This is a genomic window from Dongia sp. agr-C8 (assembly GCF_054658695.1).
Genome location: NZ_BAAGHZ010000001.1, coordinates 1,263,851 through 1,282,580, shown reverse-complemented (window position 1 = coordinate 1,282,580; position 18,730 = coordinate 1,263,851). Strand labels below are relative to the sequence as shown.

The following is an 18,730-nucleotide window of genomic DNA, read 5'->3' as shown; positions in this document are numbered from 1 at the left end:
CTAGGTCGGCTCGGTCGAGGTCGACATGCCCGTGCCGGCCGGCGCTTCCGCCGGCGGCTCCTGCGGCGGCGCGCTGTAGGTCTGCGGCGCTTCAGGCAGGCGCGGGGCCGCGACGGGTGCGGGCGCGGCCGGCCTCGGTGCTACGGGTTTCGGCGCGGCCTTCTTCGCGATCTTGCGTTTCGGTGCCGCCTTTTTTGCGGCTTTCTTCGCCACCTTGCGTTTCGGCGCCGACTTCCGCTTGGCCGCTTTCTTCGCGACCTTGGGCTTCGGCCCGCTCTTGCGTCGCGCGGTAACTTTCCGCCGCGCGGCTTTCCGGCGCGCGGTCTTCCTGACCTTCGCCTTCACAGCTCTCTTCTTCGTCTTCGATTTTGCCTTGGCTTTGGTCTTGGTCTTCGACTTCTTGGCCATTGGGACTCTCCCTGTGACGCGAATGACAAGACGCCGAAGACCTTGTCACTTTCGAGCAGGCTTGACCAGTACGACGAAGGTGGAGAGCGCTAGCGCCGCTTGAGGAAGCGCTTGAGGTCCGCGAGCGGCATCGCGCCGGTCGCGATCACCAGGATGAGGTAGAGGCCGAGACCGGCCGCGACCAGCACCGCCAGCGCCAGCGCCCGCACCACCTCGCCCTCGGCAAGATAAGGCTCTAACGGCTTGATCCCGAAATAAAGCGCGAGGCCCAAGCCCGCCGCCGACAGGAACAGCCGGGGCAAGGTGCGCTTCAGTTTCGCATCGATCACCAGCAAGCCACGCCGCCGCAAAGTGAGGTAGAGCAGCGCGCAGTTGATCCAGGCGGCACCCGCTGTGCCGAGCGCGATCCCGACATAGCCGATGAAGTGGAACAGGATCAGGCTGATGACGATATCCGCCGCGACTCCGACCATCGCGTAACGAAAGGGCGTCATCGTGTCTTCCCGGGCGAGGAAGCCGGGGGTCAGCGCCTTGTTGAGAATATAAGCCGGAAGCCCCAGCGAGATCGCGGTCAGCGCCGCCGCGACTTTGATCGTGTCGTCCGGCGTGAAGGCACCGCGCTGGTAGAGCACGGTGATCATCGGCTTGGCCGCCACGGCCAGCGCCACCGTGGCCGCGAGCGAGAGGAAGAAACCCATCTCGATCGCGCGGTTGTGGATCCGCATCCCCTCTTCCGGGTTCGGCCCCCGGATCGCCCGCGTCAAGGACGGCAGCAGCACCACGCCGATCGCCGAGCCGATAAGTGCCAGCGGCAACTGATAGAGCCGGTCCGAATAGTAGAGATAGCCGACCGCCTGGGGCTGCAGGGTGGCGAGAATGGTGGCAACGGTGAGGTTGATCTGGTTGACGCCGCCGCCGATCAGGCCGGGGACCATCAGCACCAGCATCCGCCTCACGTCGGGGCCGAGGCGTGGAATCGGCAGGCGGAGATTCATCCCGGCGCGCTGGCAGGAGATCGCCAGCCAGAGGAACTGGAACACACCGGCGACCGTGACGGCGATGCTCAGCACCTCGCCCGCATGCCCCGTATAGGGCACGACGCCGAACAGCACGACGATCATCACCACGTTCAGCAGGATCGGTGCCGCCGCCGCGTTGGCGAACTTGCCGAAGGCATTCAGGATTCCGCCCTGCAGGGCGCCCAGCGACATGAAGACGAGATAGGGAAAGGTGATCTGGGTGAAGAGCACCGCCAGCTGGAACTTCTCCGGATATTCATCGAAGCCCGGCGCAAAGACATGGATCAGCCAGGGCATGGTGAGCTCGGCGACCATGGTCACCAGCAGCAGCACCATCAGCAGCACGCTGAGCACATGCTCGGCGAAGAGCTTGGCCGCCGCAGGCCCGCCTTCCTCGAGCTGTCGTGCGAACATCGGCACGAAGGCCGAGTTGAAGGCACCTTCGGCGAAGAGCTGGCGGAACAGGTTGGGCAGCCGCATCGCGACGAAGAAGGCCTCCGCGACCGGGCTCGTCCCCAGGAGACGCGCGATCAGCACCTCGCGCAGGAAGCCCAACGCGCGGCTCGCCAGGGTCAGGCCGCCGACCGTGGCGACGGATCTAAGGGAAAACATGGAGAATCGGCTGTCTCTTGAGGTCAAGGTGGCTTCGTAACCGCCGAATAGGGCGCCGACAAGGCCGTTACACCACCGATCGGCGCCCCTCAGATAACTTTTTGATTTTGTGTCCTTTTTAGACAACATGGGGAGCGCCGCGGGGCTCCGCCTTGCCGCGGCCCCGCTCAGCGCCGCCTCAGCCGTAAAGGCTCAGCCGTTGTTCTCGACCAGGAAATCGCCGGCGGTATTGGTGGTTGCCAACTGGCCGTCGAGCAGCAGGAGTGTCGTCGTCGGCTGCTCGATGATCGCCGGCCCGGCCACCCGGGCGCCGGCCAGCAGGCTGTCGCCCGCGTAGACCGGTAGGTTCCGCTCCCCGGACTTGCCGAGATAGACCATGCGCTGCGACTTCGCCTCCGGCTTTCCGGATTGCGCCGCGAGCCCCCGGCCGGTCCGCTGGGCCCCGCCGGTATCGCCGATGGCGCGGACCTTCCAGGTGGTGAATTCGACGATGTCGGCTTCATCCTTGATGGTGTAGATGCGCTCGTGCATCTGGTGGAAGGCGGCGACCAGCTTCGGGACGTCGCCCTTCTGGAGCTTGCCGCCGCCGAGGTCGAACGGCACCTCGATGTCCCAGGACTGATAGAGATAGCGGCCCTGGAAGGCGAACTCGAAGCGCTGCTTCTCCTCAGGGATGCCGGCGCGCTTCAGAAAGGCGCGGCCGCGCTTGATCAGCCCCGCCAGCAGGGTGTTCACCTTGGCGAGGTCGAAATCCTTGCCCGTCGTGTGCTGGGTGCCGGTCTCTTCCCAGCGCACGTCGGAGATCAGGCCACCGAAGGCGCTGAGGCCCGCGGCGAATTTCGGCACCATGAAGCGCTTGATCCCCATCAGCCGCGCCATGTCGCCGATATGGCAGGCGGTGGCACCGCCGCCGCTGACGACATAGGAATCCCGCGGGTCGATGCCTTCGTTGATGGTGATGTCCTCGATCGCCGCAATCATGTTGTGGTTGCTGGTGGTATAGATCGCGTAGGCGGCCTCCTGCAGCCCGAGCTTCAGCCGCTTGGCGATCTTGCCAATCGCTGCTTCCGCCTTGGCGCGGTCAAGTTTGATGCGGCCGCCGAGGTAGTAGTCGGGATCGATGATACCGAGCACCACGTTGGCATCGGTCACCGTGGGCTCGGTGCCGCCGAGGCCATAGCAGGCGGGACCGGGCCGCGCGCTGGCGCTGTGCGGGCCGACATGCAGCAGGCCGCCGGCATCGACCCAGGCGATCGAACCACCGCCGGCCCCGACCGAGCGCACGTCGATCTTCGGGATGCCGAGCATCTCCATGCCGAAGGTCGCGTCGGAGGTCACCACCAGCCGGCGGCTGCGCAGCGCCGAGACATCGAAGGTAGTGCCGCCCATATCGACCACGATGACGTTGTCGTCGGTAGTGAGATGCATGCCGGCGATCGGGGCGAGGGTCGGCCCGGACATGACGCTATAGATCGGCCGGCGGATGATCTCGTCCGGCGGCATCATGCCGCCGACGCAGTTGGCGATCAGCAGCTCGCTCTTGAATCCGGCCTGCTTCAAAGCCTCGGTCAGCTTGCCGGTATAGGCGCTGACGATCGGGAACAGCGCGGCGTTGATTGCGGTCGAGATGGTGCGCCGGTATTCCCGCGGGATCGGGTTGAGCTCGTGGCTCAGCGTCACCGGGATCTCCGGCCATTCCTGGGCGATGATCTCACGCACCTTGCGCTCATGCGCCGGGTTGACGATCGACCAGAGCAGGGCGACGGCGATCGCCTGCACCTGGCATTTCTTCAGGTGCCTGACCGCAGCGACCACGTCGGTCGTCTTCAGCGGCTCGATCTCGTTGCCCATGGAATCGATGCGCCCGCGCACCTCGCAGGTGCGGCTCCTCGGCACGAACGGCGCCGGGAAGTCGATCTTCACGTTGAAGGCGCGCTTCCGCGGCGATTCCCGCAGCGTGAGGACGTCCGGATGGCCGGCGTTGCAGATGAGGCCGATCGGCGCGACCTTGCCCTCGACCAGCGCATTGGTCGAGACCGTGGTGCCGTGCACCAGCAAGTCCATGCGGCCGAGGAAGTCGCGCAGGCTGAGGCCGCGGCTGTCGGCGGCGACGCCGAGCACGTTGATGAAACCCTTCTCGAACTCGCCGGGCGTGGTCGGGGACTTGAAGATCTCCAGGCCGCGTTCCCGGTCGTGCAGGACCAGGTCGGTGAAGGTGCCGCCGATATCGATGCAACCCGCGTACATCTCTATTCCCCTCTGTCACGTCTTCTTGCGGCCCGGCAGGGCCAGTTCCCAGTCGCCGGCGAGGCCATGCGGCCGGAGCAGCAGGATCACCAGGAGAATCAGCGCCAGCACGACTTCCTGCAGGCCGGCCGGCGCGGCGAGGGTGGTGCCGCCGAGCGATATGCCGCGCTCGATCCCGCGGAACACCTCGGAGACCACCGAGACCAGGGCGACGCCGGCGCAGGCGCCGGTCAGGCTGCGCATGCCGCCCACCACCAGCATGGTCAGGGTCACGAAGGTGAGGTCGAGGTAGAAGGTGTTGGCGGTCATGGTGCCGAGGAAATGCGCGAACAGCACGCCGCCGGCCGCGACGATCATGGCTGAGAGGACGAAGGCGATGAGGCGCTCGCGCGGGACATCGATGCCGGTCGCCGCCGCAGCGATCTCGCTCTCCCGCGAGCAGCGCAGCGCGAGACCGCGCCGCGTTCGGTCATAGAGCGCCGCGGCGAACAAAGCCACCACCGCAAAGCCGAAGGCGGTCCAAAGCCCCGTGGTGCGCGGGAGGCCGACCAGCGCCTGGCGCCCTCCGGTCACCGCCTGCCAGTTCAGCGCCACGACATAGACGATCACCAGCATGGCGAAGGTCGCCATCGGCAGCGCAATGCCCCTGAGCCGCATGAAGACCAAGCCGACCAGCAGCGCGACCAGCCCGGCGAACAGCACGGCAATCGGTCCCGCCACGCTGACCGGAAGCTGGATCTGCTCCAGGAAGAGCGGCAGGTCGAGCGCCACCTCCTTCTTGCCCGGCAGGATGGTCAGGATCGCCGAGCCGTAGCCGCCCAGGGCCATGAAGGCGACATGGCCGAAGGAGAACACGCCGGAATTGCCGCAGAAGGTGTAGAGGCCGACTACCACCACCAGCATGACCATGGCCTGGGTGGCGGTACGTTGCAGCGCCGGCGGGAAGAAGCTGGCGACCGCGGCGACGCCGAGCAGGATCACGGCGAGCAGCAGCGCGGTCTTCAGTGGGTTGTGGGCGACGGGCGCGGTCGTCTCGGGCGTGGTCGTGTGGGCCATGGTCACACCCGCTCCGCACGCCGGCTGACCAGCAGGCCCTGCGGCCGCCACAGCAGGAAGGCGATGAAGGCCAGGAACACGAAGGCGTCGCGGTAGGGCCGCAGCTCTTCCGGCAGGTAGGCCTGCAGCGAGACCGAGACCAGCCCCACCAGGAAGCCGCCGAGCGCGGCGCCGGTGAGCGAGCCCATGCCGCCGATCACCGAGGCGACGAAGGCGATCAGCACCATGTTCACGCCCATCTTGTAGGAGACCGTTCCGGTCTGCGCGACCAGGTAGAGCGAGACGAAGCTCGCGAGGATTCCGGAGAGGGCGAAGGCGACCGCGATCACCCGGTCGGCCTTGACACCGAGCAGCCGGGCCATGGTGAAATCCTCCGCCGCGGCGCGCATCTGCACCCCGATCCGCGACAGCCGGAAGAACGCGACCAGCCCGCCCATCAGCAGCAGGGTGACCGCGATGGCGATGCATTGCAGCACCGGCACGCGCAACCCGCCGAACTCGATGCTCTCGCCCAGGGCCGACAGGAAGTCGACGCCCATCGGCCGCGAGCCGAAGATCAGCAGCACACAATGCTGCACGAAATAGGAGACCGCGAAGGAGGCGATCAGCAGCGTCGGCGGACTCGCCCGGCGCAACGGCCGGAAGGCGATGCGCTCCATGCCCAAGGCAAGAATGGTGACCACGATGATTGCGCTCAGCCCCATCACGATCCACGGGCTGCCAGCCAGCGTGTAGATCACGAAGCCGCCGACCATGATCAGCTCGCCATGGGCGAAGTTGATCAGCCGCATGATGCTGAAGATCAGCCCGATGCCGAGGGCGGCCAGGGCATAGACCGCGCCCAGGCTGGTCGCGTCGATCAGGTTCTGGATGACGATCATGTCCCTGCCCGCCCCTTGGATTCCGATCCCGGACCCGTCTGGGTGGTGCCGAAATAGGCGGCATCGAAGGCGGCCGTGCCCTGCAGCTCGGCGGAGCGGCCGACCATTGCGATCGCGCCGCCACTCATGACATAGGCGCGGTCGGCGGCGTTGAGCGCGCGGTTGACGCTCTGCTCGACCACCAGCACGGTCAGGCCTTCCTGGCGCAGGGCATAGATCGCGTCATAGACCTGCTTGACGACCAGCGGCGCCAGGCCCAGCGACGGCTCGTCGAGCAGCAGCAGCTTCGGGCGCGACAGCAGGGCGCGGCCGATCGCCAGCATCTGCTGCTCGCCGCCGGACAAATTGCCGGCGCGCTGGCGATAGCGGTCGCGCAGCACCGGGAACATGTCGAGGACTTTCTCGGTGTCCGCGGCGATGCCGTCGCGGTCACGCCGCGTTGTGGCGCCGAGGGCGATGTTCTCGGCAACAGACAGGCTGCCGAAGATATGCCGCCCCTCCGGCACCACCGCGAGGCCGCAAGCCGCCAGCTTCTCGGGCGCTTCGCCCAGGATCGGGCGGCCTTCGAAGCTGACCCGACCGGATCTCGCCTTCACCACGCCGGCCACGGTCAGCAGCAGGGTCGACTTGCCGGCGCCGTTCGGCCCGATCACGGCGACGATCTCGCCGGCCGCGACCGCGATATCGACGCCCCGCAGCGCGGTGATGCTGCCGTAGGAAACCTGCAGGTTCTCGATGCTCAGCATCCGCTACACCGCCTCGTCGCCGAGATAGGCGGCGCGCACCGCGTTGTGGGCGCGGATCTCCTCCGGCGTGCCGACGGCGATGGTGGCGCCGTGCTGCAGCACTTGGATGCGATGGCAGAGTCGAAACACCAGCGGCATGCGGTGCTCGATCAGCAGCACGCCGCAGCTTCCCTCGGCCGTGATCCCGGCAACCACGCGCTGCAGGTCCTCCGCCTCGGCATCGTTCAGGCCCGCGGCCGGCTCGTCCATCAGCAAGAATTTCGGCTTCATGGCGATGGCGCGGGCGATGCCGACCCGGCGCTCTTCGCCGAACGGCAGGGTGTCGACCCGCCGGTCCGCCTTGGCGGCGAGGCCGAGCCGCGCCAGCACCTCCATGGCCCAGGCGCGGCCGGCGGCGCGCGGCATGCCGGTCGCCATGGCGCCGGCCTCGACGTTCTCCAGCGCGGTCAGCCCGGCGAACGGCAGCACGTTCTGGAAGGTGCGCACCAAGCCCATGCGGCTGCGCTGATGCGGCTTCAGCGGCAGCAGGTCGACACCGCCCAGCAGGACGCTGCCCCGGTCGGGCGCCTGGAAGCCGGTAAGCACGTTGATCAGCGTGGTCTTGCCGGCCCCGTTGGGCCCGATCAGTCCGAGAATTTCCCCCGGCTGCAACGTCAGGTGGATGTCGTCGATCGCACGCAGGCCCTGGAAATTGACGACGACGCCGGCGACTTCCAGCGCCGACGCCGTCGCAACGCGCACTTCACCCGTCATGGCATCATGGCAATCGCAGTGTTCAAGCCGCCGCGCCTATTTCGGCATCTGCTCGGCCTTGACCACCTGGACGATGTTGCCGGACTTGCCGCCCTTCACCTCGATCAGCAGCAGGTCGCGCTGCATGTTGATGTGCTCGTCCTTGGTGAAGGTGGTCGGCCCGGCCAGCAGCTTCTCGTCCTTGAAGCTCTCCAGGACCTCGCGCACCTTGTCGGTGTCGAAGCTGCCGGCCTTCTCCACCGCCTTGCTCCAGGCCTCGATTACGCTGTAGCCGGTGACCGAGTGCGAGGTGACCGGCGGCTTGCCGAACTTCGCCTTGAACTTGTCCATGAAGCCCTGGACCTCGGGCCGGGGGTCGGCGCCGAACATCGAGCCGTAGGTGACGAAATACATGTCGCTGAGGTTCGGCACGCCTTCGAGCCAGAAGTCGCCGTCCCAGGACTCCGAGCCGAGCAAGGGCGTGTCCACGCCGGCGGCGCGGATCTGCCGCATGGCGCTGACGCCGCCCGGCGGGAAGGAGCAGAGGACGATGAAGTCCGGCTTCTCCGGCAACGCCTTGATGCGCGTGATCTGGCTGGCGATCTGCGGGTCCTCGCCGCCGAACGTATCCGTGCCGAGGATGGCGCCCTCGCCGCCGAGTTCGGTGAAGCGGCGGTTGAAGAAGTCGGCCCAGGTCGCATCGAAGGCGATGGTTGTGTCCTTGAGAATGTAGCCCCTCTTCCAGCCCTTCACCTTGAAGGCCCATTCCGCCATCGCCACCGCCTGGCCCGGCGCACCGGTCGCCATGGTGAAGGCGTTGGGGCCGATCCCCTTCGGGCCGAACTTCGGATCGCCGGCGCAGGTCGAGAAGGCGATCAGGTTGGCGCCGTCGGCGACCGAGGCCGCGGCGCTGCCATAGTCGTAGTCGCAGGTCACGACCACCAGCCTGGCGCCCTGGTCGATGACCTGCTGCGCCGCCGTCGCGCCATAGGCGATGTCGGACTTGGTGTCGGCGTAGACGATCTTCAGCGGATGGCCCAGCAGGCCGCCCCTGGCGTTGATCTCCTCGACGGCGATCTCCATGCCGCCGGCCGGCCCTTCGTCGTAGGGCGCCACCGCGCCGGACTGCGCGATCGCCGCGCCGATCACCACCGGATCCTCGGCCTGCGCCGCGCCGGCCGCCACAAACGCGGCTGCCGCCAGCCCGGCCGCCAGTGCCGACAGGCTGCCGACCCGCCGGAACCCCATGCCCTGTTTCATTTCCGCCTCCTGCTGTTCGTTACTTTTGCTTTGGCTGTTTTCCGCTTGGTCTTTCCGGCCCGCAGTTTCGCCGTGCCGGCAGCATCGAGTTCGTAATCGACGCCGTTCGCGGCGCGGGTGACCGAGACGGCGAAAACCGCGCGGGCCTTGTCCACGCTGAGCCAGCCGCGGTTGATGTCGGCCACCACGCGCTCCGGCGCTCGGTCGCGCGGCACGCCGTAGCCGCCGCCGGCGCAGCTCCGGTAATGCACCGCTTCCTTCTCGCCGGCGGTGCAATGGTCGAAGTCCGGCTGGCGCTCGAGCTTGCCGTTCCGGTGACGCTTCCAGGTGCCGCAACCGCTGCCCGGCAGGCCGCCGAGCACGCCTTTCGGCGGGAAGGTGCCGCCGTCGCCGAAGAAATAGACCGTCATGTCGCCGGTCAGCGAGCGGTAGGAGCCTTTGACCGCCGGCGCGCCGTTCCACTCGCCGAAGCCCATGCTGTCCTGGGCGACGCTGCGCTCCTCGATCAGGATCGGGTAGGTCGCCTCGTCGATCTCGATCGAGTCATTGACCATGATGCCGTTGCCGACCGAGCACTCGTAGGTCAGCCAGCCGTCATGACCGTAGGAGCCGGGGCCGCCGGAGAGGCCGAGCATCACCTGGGTGACGTAGGGCACCGCCTCCTTGCGCCGCTTGTCCACGCCCGAGACGACGCCGAGCGCCGCCGAGGCGTTGCCGCCGCCCTCCGCCATGCCGTAGGGCTTGCCCAGCCGGGCGAAGCAGCACTGCACCGCGTTGGCGAGGCGTTCATTGACGTTGCTGGTTGCACAAGAAGTGCCGATCGGGTGCTGCGGCTTGCCGACCACGCAGTTGTCGCGCAGCAGCGGCACGATGCGGCTGGCGCTGCCGTGGTTATGCGGAATGCTGGCATCGATGTTGTAGTAGACCCCGGTCCGGCAGGAAGCGATCACGCAGGCCTCGGTGACGTTGAGCCCGCCCGGCACGCAATCGGGATTGTCGCGCACGTCGACGGTGATCAGGCCCTTCTTGTTGTCGATCGTCACCGTCGCCTTGATCGGAACACCCTTGTCGGCAACGCCGGGCACCGGATCATGGCGCACCTCATAAGAAAACGTGCCGGCGGGCAGCTGCTTGATCGCGTCGATAGCGCGCCGCTCGCCATAGTCCATCCAGGCCTCGATGAAGGCCCTGATGGTGTCGATGCCGTAATGCTTCACCAGCTCTTTCAGCCGGCGCTCGCCGGTCCGGCAGGCGCCGACCTGGGCACGATAGTCGCCGTACCAGATCGCCGGCACACGGATCTTCTGCAGGCCGATACGGACGATATCCGCCTTCTCCTGGTAGTCCTGGTGGACCCGCACGCAGGGGAAGTGCACCCCCTCCATGTAGATGTCGCCGGCATAGGGCAGATAGGTGGTCGGTTCCGGCGCGCCGATGTCGGCATGGTGCGAGCGGGCCAGCGTCCAGAACAGCGGCTCGCCCTCACAGAACACCGGCACGCAGAGCGTGAGGTCGGCGTGATGCGTGCCGCCGTAGAACGGGCTGTTGTTCAGGAAGGCGTCGCCCTCGCGGATGTCATCGAACAGCTCGGTGATCGGCTGGGTGGTCAGCTCCAGGCCGGTGACATGAATCGGCAGCGCCTCCTCGACCGAAACCAGGCGGTGGTCGTAGGTCAGCAAGCCGCAAGACATGTCGCGCGCATTCTTGATGACGCTCGACCGGCTGGCCTTCATGACCGTGTTGGTCATCTCGCGGATGATGGATTCGAAGCGGTTGGAGAGCACCGCCAGCAGCACCGGATCGAAATCCGACGCCTTGCGCGAGGCCGCGCGCCCGGGGCCGCCGTCAGCCATTCAATCCCTCACCTGCCCTGTTTCGCATCGGCTTTTCTCGTACACTACCATCACAGTACTTGTGATCACAAGCGTCACCACCGAAGGCGCTGAAGGGCCGGCCCCGTTCGGCACAGCGGGATGCGCTTCGCGGCGACCCGTTCCGAAGGCCCGCGTCTGATGGTCACCGTCCGCCGCTGCGCTGCTCCACGCTTCACAAAAAGGTCAGGCCCTTGACGATCCGGCGCGGTTACATTAATACTCTATAGAATTAATAGAGAATAATCGCATGCTCTCCCAAAAAGCGAAGTACGCCATGCGCGCCCTGCTCTACTTGGCACAAGCGCAGCCGGAAACCCCTGTCTTCATCTCGGAGATCGCCGACCAGCAATCGGTGCCCAAGAAATTTCTGGAGCTGATCCTCCTCGACCTCAAGCGTCACGGCCTGGTCCATTCCTATCGTGGCAAGAAGGGCGGCTATGCCCTGGCCAAGACCCCGGACAACATCTACTTCGGCCAGGTGATCCGGATCATCGACGGACCGCTGGCCCAGCTCCCCTGCGCCAGCCGCACCGCTTACCGCCGCTGTGACGACTGCGAGAACGAGCAGACCTGCGAAATCCGCCGAGTCATGCTGCAAGTCCGTGATTCGACAGCAAGAATCCTCGACAACACCAGCCTGGCCGACGTCATGGTTAAAAGCAGCACGGAACTTGTCGAGGGCGCCGGCATATGATTATCTCTCACCGGTTTCGCTAATACTACTTATTGACTAGAGTTAATGTGATTTCACGGCTGGAGGCCGAAGCCGGATGACGGCAGTTGCTGCCCGCACCTTTGCCTGGAAGCGACCCAGCGTGCTGCCGGGCTTCAGCCTGACGCTCGGCTACAGCCTGGTCTATTTGAGCATCATCGTCCTGCTGCCGCTGGCGGCCTTGCTGCTGCGCCCGGCCGAGCTCGGCCTGGACGGATTCTGGAAGGCGGTCACCGCGCCCCGCGTCGTCGCGAGCCTGAAGCTCTCCTTCGGCGCAGCGGCGGTCGCCGCGCTGGTGAATTGCGGCTTCGGCCTCATCGTCGCCTGGGTGCTGGCACGCTATGACTTTCCGCTGAAGCGGCTGGTCGATGCACTGGTCGATCTTCCCTTCGCGCTGCCCACGGCCGTCGCCGGCATCGCGCTTACTTCGCTTTATGCGCCGAACGGCTGGATCGGCAGCCTGCTGGCGCCGCTCGGCATCAAGGTTGCCTTCACGCCCATCGGCATCGTCATCGCGCTCATCTTCATCGGCCTGCCCTTCGTCGTGCGCACGGTGCAGCCGGTGCTGCTCGACCTCGACCGCGAGGTCGAGGACGCGGCGGCCAGCCTCGGCGCCACGCGCTGGCAGAACTTCCGCATGGTGATCCTGCCCTCGATCTTCCCGGCCCTGCTCACCGGCCTCGCCCTCGCCTTTGCCCGCGCGGTCGGCGAATACGGCTCGGTGATCTTCATCGCCGGCAACATGCCGATGAAGTCGGAGATCGCGCCGCTCCTGATCGTGACCAAGCTCGAGCAATACGACTATGCCGGCGCCGCCGCCATTGCGGTGGTGATGCTGATCGCCTCCTTCATCATGCTGCTGGTGATCAACATGCTGCAGCGCTGGGCCCGCCGCCACGAGGACCGCGGATGAACGCGGAAACCAGCTTCTCCATGCCGGCCAGCGCGCCGTCCACAAGCAAGCTACCTTCGAGCAAGGTGGGCGCGCCGCGGCCGGTGAACACCGGCACCACCGATCCCGTCTGGGCCAAGATCCTGCTGATCGGTGCCGCGCTCGCCTTCATGGCGCTGATGCTGGTGCTGCCGCTGATCTCGGTCTTCGTCGAGGCCTTGCGCGACGGCATCGGCAAATATCTCTCGGCGGTCTCCAACCGCGACGCCTGGTCGGCGATCCGTCTCACCTTGATCGTCGCCGGCATCGCCGTGCCCTTGAACCTGGTGTTCGGCCTCTGCGCCGCCTGGGCGATCGCCAAGTTCGAGTTCCGCGGCAAGAGCCTGCTCATCACCCTGATCGATCTCCCCTTCTCGGTTTCGCCGGTGATCTCCGGCTTGATCTACGTCCTGCTCTACGGCGCGCATGGCTGGTTCGGGCCGACGCTCGCCGCCATGGGCATCAAGGTGATCTTCACCGTGACCGGCCTGGTGCTGGCGACCATCTTCGTCACCTTCCCCTTCGTCGCCCGCGAGTTGATCCCGCTGATGCAGGAACAGGGCACCGAGGAAGAGGAAGCGGCGACCTCGCTCGGCGCCAACGGCTTCCAGACCTTCTTCCGGGTGACTTTGCCCAATGTGGCCTGGGGCCTCCTCTACGGCGTGCTGCTCTGCAACGCCCGCGCCATGGGCGAGTTCGGCGCGGTCTCGGTGGTGTCGGGTCATATCCGCGGCCAGACCAACACCATGCCGCTGCATGTCGAGATTCTTTACAACGAATACGACTTCGTCGGCGCCTTCGCCGTCGCCAGCCTGCTCGCCCTCCTGGCACTCGTGACCTTGGTCGGCAAGAGCATCCTCGAATGGCGCATGGGTCAGCGCCTGTCGCGCGGACATTAGGAGAAGAGACAGATGAGTCTCGAAGCCCGCAACGTCACCAAGACCTTCAACAATTTCCAAGCCCTCAAGGGGGTAAGCCTGACAATCGAGCGCGGCGAGTTCATGGCGCTGCTCGGGCCCTCGGGCTCCGGCAAGACCACGCTCCTGCGCATCATGGCCGGGCTCGACAGCCAGGACAGCGGCGAGATCCGCTTCGACGAAGCGGATGTGAGCGGCGTAGCGCTCCGCGAGCGCAAGGTCGGCTTCGTGTTCCAGCATTACGCGCTGTTCCGCCACATGACGGTCTCGGAGAACGTCGCCTTCGGGCTGAAGGTGCGGCCGCACGAGACCCGCCCGAGCCCGCCTGAGATCAAGCGCCGCGTCGACGAGCTCCTGCATCTGGTCCAACTCGAGCATATGGGCCAGCGCTTCCCGAGCCAGCTCTCCGGCGGCCAGCGCCAGCGCGTGGCGCTCGCCCGCGCGCTCGCGATCGAGCCCTCGGTGTTGTTGCTGGATGAGCCGTTCGGCGCGCTCGATGCCAAGGTGCGCAAGGAGCTGCGCCGCTGGCTCCGCCGCCTGCATGACGAGATGAATCTCACCAGCGTCTTCGTGACCCACGACCAGGAGGAAGCGCTGGAGCTCGCCGACCGCGTCGCCGTGATGAGCGAAGGCAAGATCGAGCAGGTCGGCACGCCGGACGACGTCTATCACCGCCCGGAAACCGCCTTCGTCTACGAGTTCATGGGCAATGTGAACCGCTTCGACTGCCGCATCCAGGATGGCCATGCCCGCGTCGGCCCCCTGGTCGTGGCGGCGCCGGAATTCCCCTCTGCCCGCGACCTGCCGGGTCTGGCTTACGTCCGTCCGCACGACATCACCCTGCGCGCACCGGACGAGCCGGGCTTGCCGGCTATCATCCGCCACGTCTTCACGGCGGGTCCGGGCATTCGCGTGGAGTTGCAGCGCCGCGACACCAAGACCCAGATCGAAGCCGACCTGCCGCACGACGCCAGCCGCCAGTTGCTGCTGACGCCGGGCACCGAGGTGTCGCTGACCTTCAGCGGCGCACGGGTGTTCGCGGCTGGATAGCTAGAAGCGTCATCGCCGGGCTTGTCCCGGCGATCTCGCGCAGACGACACCAGATGCGCGGGTCAAGCCCGCGCATGACGTGAGAGAGAAAACTAAGCCGCCGCGATCGCCTGCTCGCCGGCGAACAGCGCCGCGATCTGCGCCTCGGCTGCTGCGAGCGCCGCAGACCGGCTCTCCGCGCCCATGTTCAGCCCCGCCGCGCGGACCACCGTGATGTCCTTCACGCCAACGAAGTTCAGCACCATCTGCAAATGCCCGATATGCGCGGCATCGACTGGAGTGCCCTCATACTTGCCGCCGGAGGTCGCGACGATGACGACCTTCTTGTCGCCGGCCAGGCCGACCGGGCCCTGCGCCGAATACTGGAAGGTCTTGCCGGCAACCATGACGCGGTCGATCCAGGCCTTGAGGCCCGAGGGAATGGCGAAGTTGTAGAGCGGCGCGCCGATGATCAGCGCATCGGCCGCCAGGAATTCCTCGATCAGCGCATCCGAGAGCTTGAGCTCCGAGCTCTGCTGCGCCGAGCGCTGCTCCTCCGGCACGGCGCCGATCGCGAAAAAATCCGGCGAAAGATGCTGCGGCGCTTGCGCCCCGAGATCGCGATAGCGGATCACGGCATCGGGCGCCGCCGAGCGCCAGGCCTGCGCCACATTGCGGGTCAGCGCCCGCGACGCCGAGTTCTCTCCGAGCACGCTCGAATCCAAATGCAGAATCTTCATGGGTCATCTCCCCTCAGGGTGCAAAGGCGGGCAACCGCCATGGCTTGGAGATAGCCTCGGAACGGGCTTAGAATTAGCCGGCGGGATCGGAACGCATTGTTCCATCCATGGGACAATCTTCGGGCCGACGGCCAGGAACGAACCAATGCGCGACCTCAACGAGCTCTATTTCTTCGCCAAGGTGGTGGAGCACGGCGGATTCTCGGCCGCCGCGGGCGCGCTCCGCATCCCGAAGTCGCGGCTCTCCCGCCACATCGCCCAGCTCGAGGCCCGGCTCGGCATGCGCCTGCTCAATCGCACCACCCGCAGCGTCACCCTTACCGAGGCCGGGCGGATGTACTACCAGCATTGCCGTGACCTGCTGGTTTCCGCCGACGCCGCCGAGGATGCGGCCGAGAGTCTCAGGGCCGAGCCCAGCGGATTGCTGAAAGTCGCCGCCCCGCTCGGCATCGCCGATCGGGATCTGAGCCCGATCATCCCCGGCTTCCTCGCCAAGTATCCGAAGATCCGCTTGAACCTGGTCGTCACCAGCCGCCGCGTCGATCTCGCCGAGGACGGCTTCGACCTGGCGCTCAGGGTAAGGATGCCGGGCGACGAGGATCCGCATCTGGTCACCCGCCGCTTCGGCGTCGCCGATGCCAGCCTGGTGGCAACGCCGCGTTTCCTGAAGCGCCATGCGAAGCCCAAGCAGCCGAGCGATCTCGAGACCCTGCCGATCGTCGGCATGGCCAACGCCGACGGACTGGTGCGCTGGCGATTGGAGAACCAGAGCGGCGAGACGCAGAATCTGGTTTTGACCCCGCGCCTCGCCGCCGACCATTTCGCCGTGCTGCGCGACGCCGTGCTCAATCACATCGGCCTCTCCTTTCTTCCCGAACTCTATTGCCGCGACGAGGTCAAGACCGGCTGCTTCACCACGGTGCTGCCGGAATGGAGCAAGCCCTCCGCCACGGTCCAGGCGGTCTATCTCAGCCACCGCGGCATGCTGCCCTCGCTGCGCGCCTTCATCGACTACCTGGCAAAGCACATGCGTAAGGAGAAGAAGGACAGCGCGCCCATTGCGGCGACCGCACTGCTGGAGCCGGTCGCGGATTAAGTCTGCGCGATCAACGTCCTCTGCCGCAAACCATCTCCAACCTTCCCGCTGGCTGCACCCCCACCCCGCGTCTTCCGCAACCCTGGCGACTCGGGAAAGCGCGTAGTCTTTGCCCCTCGCGCCGTAGAACGATTTCAACCGCTGCTCCGACCGGTCGCCGCGCACTGAAGCCTTGCCCGCACCGAACAGTTTAGAAACAGGCCGATGGCCATATTCCGTTTCTTCGAAGACCTGCTGCAGCCGACCAAGCTGCCGCCTGACGCCACCCCGCCGGATGGGCTCGGCGCCTTTTATTGGCACTTCGCGAAGCAAGCGAAGGGGCTGGTCATTGCTCTGTTCGTGGTCGGCTTCATGGTTGCCGCATTGGACACCACGATCCCGGTCTTCATCGGCCGGCTGGTGAAACTCATTTCCACCCTGCCGCCGACCGAGGTGCTGCGTGACCACTGGCACCAGTTGGTGCTGATGGCCTGCGTGCTGCTGATCGCGCGTCCCGCGGTGCTGCTGCTACAGAATCTCCTCACCAACCAGGCGATCGCGCCGGGCCTCACCAACGTGATCCGCTGGCAGAGCCATTGGCATGTGGTGCGGCAGAGCTGGACCTTCTTCCAGAACGACTTCGCCGGCCGCATCGCCAACCGGGTGATGCAGACCGGGCCGGCTTTGCGAGAGAGCGTCGTCGCCGGCACCAACGCGGTCTGGTACATCTTCGTCTACGGCGGCAGCGCCATCTTCCTCACCGCCTCCAACGACCTGCGCCTCGCCATCCCGATGGCCTGCTGGTTCGTCGCCTATGCCGGCATGCTGCGCTACTTCGTGCCACGTCTGCGCGAACGCTCGCGCGAGATGTCGGAACGACGCTCGAGCCTCACCGGCCGCATCGTCGACAGCTACACCAACATCCTGACCGTGAAGCTGTTCGCCCGCCCGCGCGACGAGGACGCCTTCGTCCAGCAGGCGGTGGACGAGCATACCGACGCCTTCCACCGCCAGCAGCGCATGATCACCCGCTTCTCGCTGACCCTGGTGACCTTGAACGCCCTCATGGTGGTCGGCACCGGCACGATCGCGATCCGACTCTGGGTCCAGGGCGCGATCGACGTCGGCGCGGTCGCCATGGCCTTGCCCTTGACCTGGCAGATCTCCAACATCGCCGGCTGGGTGGCGCAGAACGTGACAGCGATCTTCGAGAATGTCGGGGTGGTGCAGGACGGCATGAAGTCAATCGCGGTTCCGCGCCAGATGGCCGATCCGGAGAGTGCCAGCACGCTGAAGGTGACCAGCGGCGAAGTCCGCTTCGAGCAGGTCCGCTTCGGCTACGGCACCGCGCGCGGACTCCTGAAGGGCATCGACCTCGTCATCAGGCCGGGCGAGCGGGTTGGGCTGGTTGGGCCCTCCGGGGCCGGCAAGTCCACGCTCGTCAACCTGCTGCTCCGCTTCTACAACGTCGAGGAAGGCCGCATCCGGGTCGATGGCCAGGATATCGCCACCGTCACGCAAGAGAGTCTGCGCGCCAAGATCGCGGTGGTGACCCAGGATACCTCACTGCTGCACCGCTCGATCCTGGACAATATCCGCTACGGCCGCCCCGCCGCGACCGAAGCCGAGGCGATCGAGGCCGCGCGTCAGGCGCACGCGCTCGACTTCATCGAGAAGCTGGAAGACTGGCAGGGTCGCAAGGGTTTCGAGGCGCATGTCGGCGAACGCGGCGTGAAGCTCTCCGGCGGCCAGCGCCAGCGCATCGCCATCGCCCGCGTGATCCTCAAGAACGCGCCGATCCTGGTGCTGGACGAGGCCACCTCCGCCCTCGACAGCGAGGTCGAAGCCGCGATCCAGGAGCAGCTCGCCGGCTTGATGGAAGGCCGCACCGTCATCGCCATCGCGCACCGGCTCTCCACCATCGCGCGGATGGACCGGCTGATCGTGCTGGATGGGGGTCGCATCGTCGAGGCCGGCACCCATGCCGAGCTGCTGCAGAAGAACGGCGCCTATGCCCGCCTCTGGCACCGCCAGTCCGGCGGCTTCATCGAAGACGGCATCGGCCACGGCACCATCGCCCGGCCCGCCGAAGAAGAGATGAGCGCGGCGGAATAGCGGGAATCGCCGAGACTAAAGCGGGTTCGGCGCCGAACTACAGCTTGGATTCCGGAAGCGGGTCTTTCGGAAACGCGTCCGCCAGCATTCCCGAAGCCAATCGCAAGAGAATTGCCGCCTCGTCCCGGTATCGCGATGCCAGATACCGGGCAATCTCCTCGAGGAGAGGAAAGGTCACTTTGAGCAGCTGCAGCTGCCTCAATCTACCCTCCCCGTCGGGGGAACATCGCGTCAGCGCGTAGCCAAGTTCTCGAAGGGCACGCACGCACTCTTCTGGCAAGACCGCCGTGCCCCCGACCCGATCCGACAGGGCGATCATGCCGGCGTAGAGCCTCGCAGCCCGCTCCGTCGACACCTGCTCGATGCGCTGTTCCAT

General features: G+C 66.4%; 17 protein-coding genes. 6 read left to right on the top strand and 11 right to left on the bottom strand.

Going from position 1 to position 18,730, the window contains the following annotated elements; all coding sequences use genetic code 11:
• From ACYQ4T_RS05885 to ACYQ4T_RS05845, 9 genes are all read right to left on the bottom strand, one after another.
• Positions 1 to 408 carry a hypothetical protein gene (locus tag ACYQ4T_RS05885; RefSeq protein WP_459851369.1) on the bottom strand — a complete coding sequence of 136 codons (408 nt, stop codon included), beginning with the start codon at positions 406 to 408 and terminating at the stop codon, positions 1 to 3.
• 89 nt (positions 409 to 497) lie between these two features.
• On the bottom strand, positions 498 to 2,039 hold the full coding sequence (gene murJ, locus ACYQ4T_RS05880) for a murein biosynthesis integral membrane protein MurJ (protein ID WP_459851367.1): 1,542 nt from the start codon (positions 2,037 to 2,039) through the stop codon (positions 498 to 500).
• Positions 2,040 to 2,231: 192 nt separating this feature from the next.
• Complete coding sequence (locus ACYQ4T_RS05875) at positions 2,232 to 4,286, bottom strand: hydantoinase/oxoprolinase family protein (RefSeq protein WP_459851365.1); 2,055 nt, start codon at positions 4,284 to 4,286, stop codon at positions 2,232 to 2,234.
• A gap of 15 nt (positions 4,287 to 4,301) precedes the next feature.
• The gene (locus ACYQ4T_RS05870) at positions 4,302 to 5,342 is read right to left on the bottom strand and encodes a branched-chain amino acid ABC transporter permease (protein ID WP_459851364.1); all 1,041 of its coding nucleotides are present in this window, start codon (positions 5,340 to 5,342) and stop codon (positions 4,302 to 4,304) included.
• Between the two features lie 2 nt (positions 5,343 to 5,344).
• Positions 5,345 to 6,223: a branched-chain amino acid ABC transporter permease gene (locus ACYQ4T_RS05865; protein ID WP_459851363.1), complete on the bottom strand. Its 879-nt coding sequence runs from the start codon at positions 6,221 to 6,223 to the stop codon at positions 5,345 to 5,347.
• The gene (locus tag ACYQ4T_RS05860) at positions 6,220 to 6,969 is read right to left on the bottom strand and encodes an ABC transporter ATP-binding protein (protein ID WP_459851361.1); all 750 of its coding nucleotides are present in this window, start codon (positions 6,967 to 6,969) and stop codon (positions 6,220 to 6,222) included. The genes ACYQ4T_RS05865 and ACYQ4T_RS05860 overlap by 4 nt, the downstream gene beginning before the upstream one ends.
• A gap of 3 nt (positions 6,970 to 6,972) precedes the next feature.
• Positions 6,973 to 7,722, bottom strand: coding sequence for an ABC transporter ATP-binding protein (locus tag ACYQ4T_RS05855; RefSeq protein ID WP_459851360.1), 750 nt, complete (start codon positions 7,720 to 7,722; stop codon positions 6,973 to 6,975).
• A 36-nt stretch (positions 7,723 to 7,758) separates the two neighbouring features.
• Positions 7,759 to 8,961, bottom strand: a complete 1,203-nt coding sequence (locus tag ACYQ4T_RS05850; protein WP_459851358.1) for an ABC transporter substrate-binding protein — start codon at positions 8,959 to 8,961, stop codon at positions 7,759 to 7,761.
• A complete protein-coding gene (locus ACYQ4T_RS05845) occupies positions 8,958 to 10,814 on the bottom strand; it encodes a hydantoinase B/oxoprolinase family protein (protein ID WP_459851356.1) in 1,857 nt (618 codons plus the stop codon). The genes ACYQ4T_RS05850 and ACYQ4T_RS05845 overlap by 4 nt, the downstream gene beginning before the upstream one ends.
• 268 nt (positions 10,815 to 11,082) lie before the next feature.
• On the opposite strand from ACYQ4T_RS05845, the gene ACYQ4T_RS05840 reads away from it, so the two are divergent.
• The 4 genes from ACYQ4T_RS05840 (at position 11,083) to ACYQ4T_RS05825 (ending at position 14,445) form a co-directional block, all read left to right on the top strand.
• Positions 11,083 to 11,529, top strand: coding sequence for an RrF2 family transcriptional regulator (locus ACYQ4T_RS05840; protein WP_459851354.1), 447 nt, complete (start codon positions 11,083 to 11,085; stop codon positions 11,527 to 11,529).
• Positions 11,530 to 11,605: 76 nt separating this feature from the next.
• On the top strand, positions 11,606 to 12,460 hold the full coding sequence (gene cysT / locus ACYQ4T_RS05835) for a sulfate ABC transporter permease subunit CysT (RefSeq protein ID WP_459851352.1): 855 nt from the start codon (positions 11,606 to 11,608) through the stop codon (positions 12,458 to 12,460).
• Positions 12,461 to 12,480: 20 nt separating this feature from the next.
• Positions 12,481 to 13,377 carry a sulfate ABC transporter permease subunit CysW gene (gene cysW / locus ACYQ4T_RS05830; RefSeq protein ID WP_459852042.1) on the top strand — a complete coding sequence of 299 codons (897 nt, stop codon included), beginning with the start codon at positions 12,481 to 12,483 and terminating at the stop codon, positions 13,375 to 13,377.
• Positions 13,378 to 13,389: 12 nt separating this feature from the next.
• Positions 13,390 to 14,445, top strand: a complete 1,056-nt coding sequence (locus ACYQ4T_RS05825; RefSeq protein ID WP_459851350.1) for a sulfate/molybdate ABC transporter ATP-binding protein — start codon at positions 13,390 to 13,392, stop codon at positions 14,443 to 14,445.
• Between the two features lie 92 nt (positions 14,446 to 14,537).
• Here the strand turns inward: ACYQ4T_RS05825 and ACYQ4T_RS05820 are convergent, their stop codons facing one another.
• Positions 14,538 to 15,164 carry an FMN-dependent NADH-azoreductase gene (locus ACYQ4T_RS05820; RefSeq protein ID WP_459851348.1) on the bottom strand — a complete coding sequence of 209 codons (627 nt, stop codon included), beginning with the start codon at positions 15,162 to 15,164 and terminating at the stop codon, positions 14,538 to 14,540.
• A gap of 145 nt (positions 15,165 to 15,309) precedes the next feature.
• Between ACYQ4T_RS05820 and ACYQ4T_RS05815 the strand changes: the two genes are divergently transcribed.
• Together ACYQ4T_RS05815 and ACYQ4T_RS05810 are read left to right on the top strand one after the other, a co-directional pair.
• Positions 15,310 to 16,260: a LysR substrate-binding domain-containing protein gene (locus ACYQ4T_RS05815; RefSeq protein WP_459851347.1), complete on the top strand. Its 951-nt coding sequence runs from the start codon at positions 15,310 to 15,312 to the stop codon at positions 16,258 to 16,260.
• 204 nt (positions 16,261 to 16,464) lie between these two features.
• Positions 16,465 to 18,354, top strand: a complete 1,890-nt coding sequence (locus tag ACYQ4T_RS05810) for an ABC transporter ATP-binding protein (protein ID WP_459851345.1) — start codon at positions 16,465 to 16,467, stop codon at positions 18,352 to 18,354.
• A gap of 37 nt (positions 18,355 to 18,391) precedes the next feature.
• Here the strand turns inward: ACYQ4T_RS05810 and ACYQ4T_RS05805 are convergent, their stop codons facing one another.
• Entirely contained in the window at positions 18,392 to 18,730 is a 339-nt protein-coding gene (locus ACYQ4T_RS05805) for a hypothetical protein (RefSeq protein ID WP_459851344.1), read from the bottom strand.

Bases quoted from the DNA above. Each gene is read 5' to 3' on its own strand.
- ACYQ4T_RS05885 (WP_459851369.1), bottom strand. From the start codon at position 408: ATGGCCAAGAAGTCGAAGACCAAGACCAAAGCCAAGGCAAAATCGAAG.
- murJ (WP_459851367.1), bottom strand. From the start codon at position 2,039: ATGTTTTCCCTTAGATCCGTCGCCACGGTCGGCGGCCTGACCCTGGCG.
- ACYQ4T_RS05875 (WP_459851365.1), bottom strand. From the start codon at position 4,286: ATGTACGCGGGTTGCATCGATATCGGCGGCACCTTCACCGACCTGGTC.
- ACYQ4T_RS05870 (WP_459851364.1), bottom strand. From the start codon at position 5,342: ATGGCCCACACGACCACGCCCGAGACGACCGCGCCCGTCGCCCACAAC.
- ACYQ4T_RS05865 (WP_459851363.1), bottom strand. From the start codon at position 6,223: ATGATCGTCATCCAGAACCTGATCGACGCGACCAGCCTGGGCGCGGTC.
- ACYQ4T_RS05860 (WP_459851361.1), bottom strand. From the start codon at position 6,969: ATGCTGAGCATCGAGAACCTGCAGGTTTCCTACGGCAGCATCACCGCG.
- ACYQ4T_RS05855 (WP_459851360.1), bottom strand. From the start codon at position 7,722: ATGACGGGTGAAGTGCGCGTTGCGACGGCGTCGGCGCTGGAAGTCGCC.
- ACYQ4T_RS05850 (WP_459851358.1), bottom strand. From the start codon at position 8,961: ATGAAACAGGGCATGGGGTTCCGGCGGGTCGGCAGCCTGTCGGCACTG.
- ACYQ4T_RS05845 (WP_459851356.1), bottom strand. From the start codon at position 10,814: ATGGCTGACGGCGGCCCCGGGCGCGCGGCCTCGCGCAAGGCGTCGGAT.
- ACYQ4T_RS05840 (WP_459851354.1), top strand. From the start codon at position 11,083: ATGCTCTCCCAAAAAGCGAAGTACGCCATGCGCGCCCTGCTCTACTTG.
- cysT (WP_459851352.1), top strand. From the start codon at position 11,606: ATGACGGCAGTTGCTGCCCGCACCTTTGCCTGGAAGCGACCCAGCGTG.
- cysW (WP_459852042.1), top strand. From the start codon at position 12,481: ATGCCGGCCAGCGCGCCGTCCACAAGCAAGCTACCTTCGAGCAAGGTG.
- ACYQ4T_RS05825 (WP_459851350.1), top strand. From the start codon at position 13,390: ATGAGTCTCGAAGCCCGCAACGTCACCAAGACCTTCAACAATTTCCAA.
- ACYQ4T_RS05820 (WP_459851348.1), bottom strand. From the start codon at position 15,164: ATGAAGATTCTGCATTTGGATTCGAGCGTGCTCGGAGAGAACTCGGCG.
- ACYQ4T_RS05815 (WP_459851347.1), top strand. From the start codon at position 15,310: ATGCGCGACCTCAACGAGCTCTATTTCTTCGCCAAGGTGGTGGAGCAC.
- ACYQ4T_RS05810 (WP_459851345.1), top strand. From the start codon at position 16,465: ATGGCCATATTCCGTTTCTTCGAAGACCTGCTGCAGCCGACCAAGCTG.
- ACYQ4T_RS05805 (WP_459851344.1), bottom strand. From the start codon at position 18,730: ATGGAACAGCGCATCGAGCAGGTGTCGACGGAGCGGGCTGCGAGGCTC.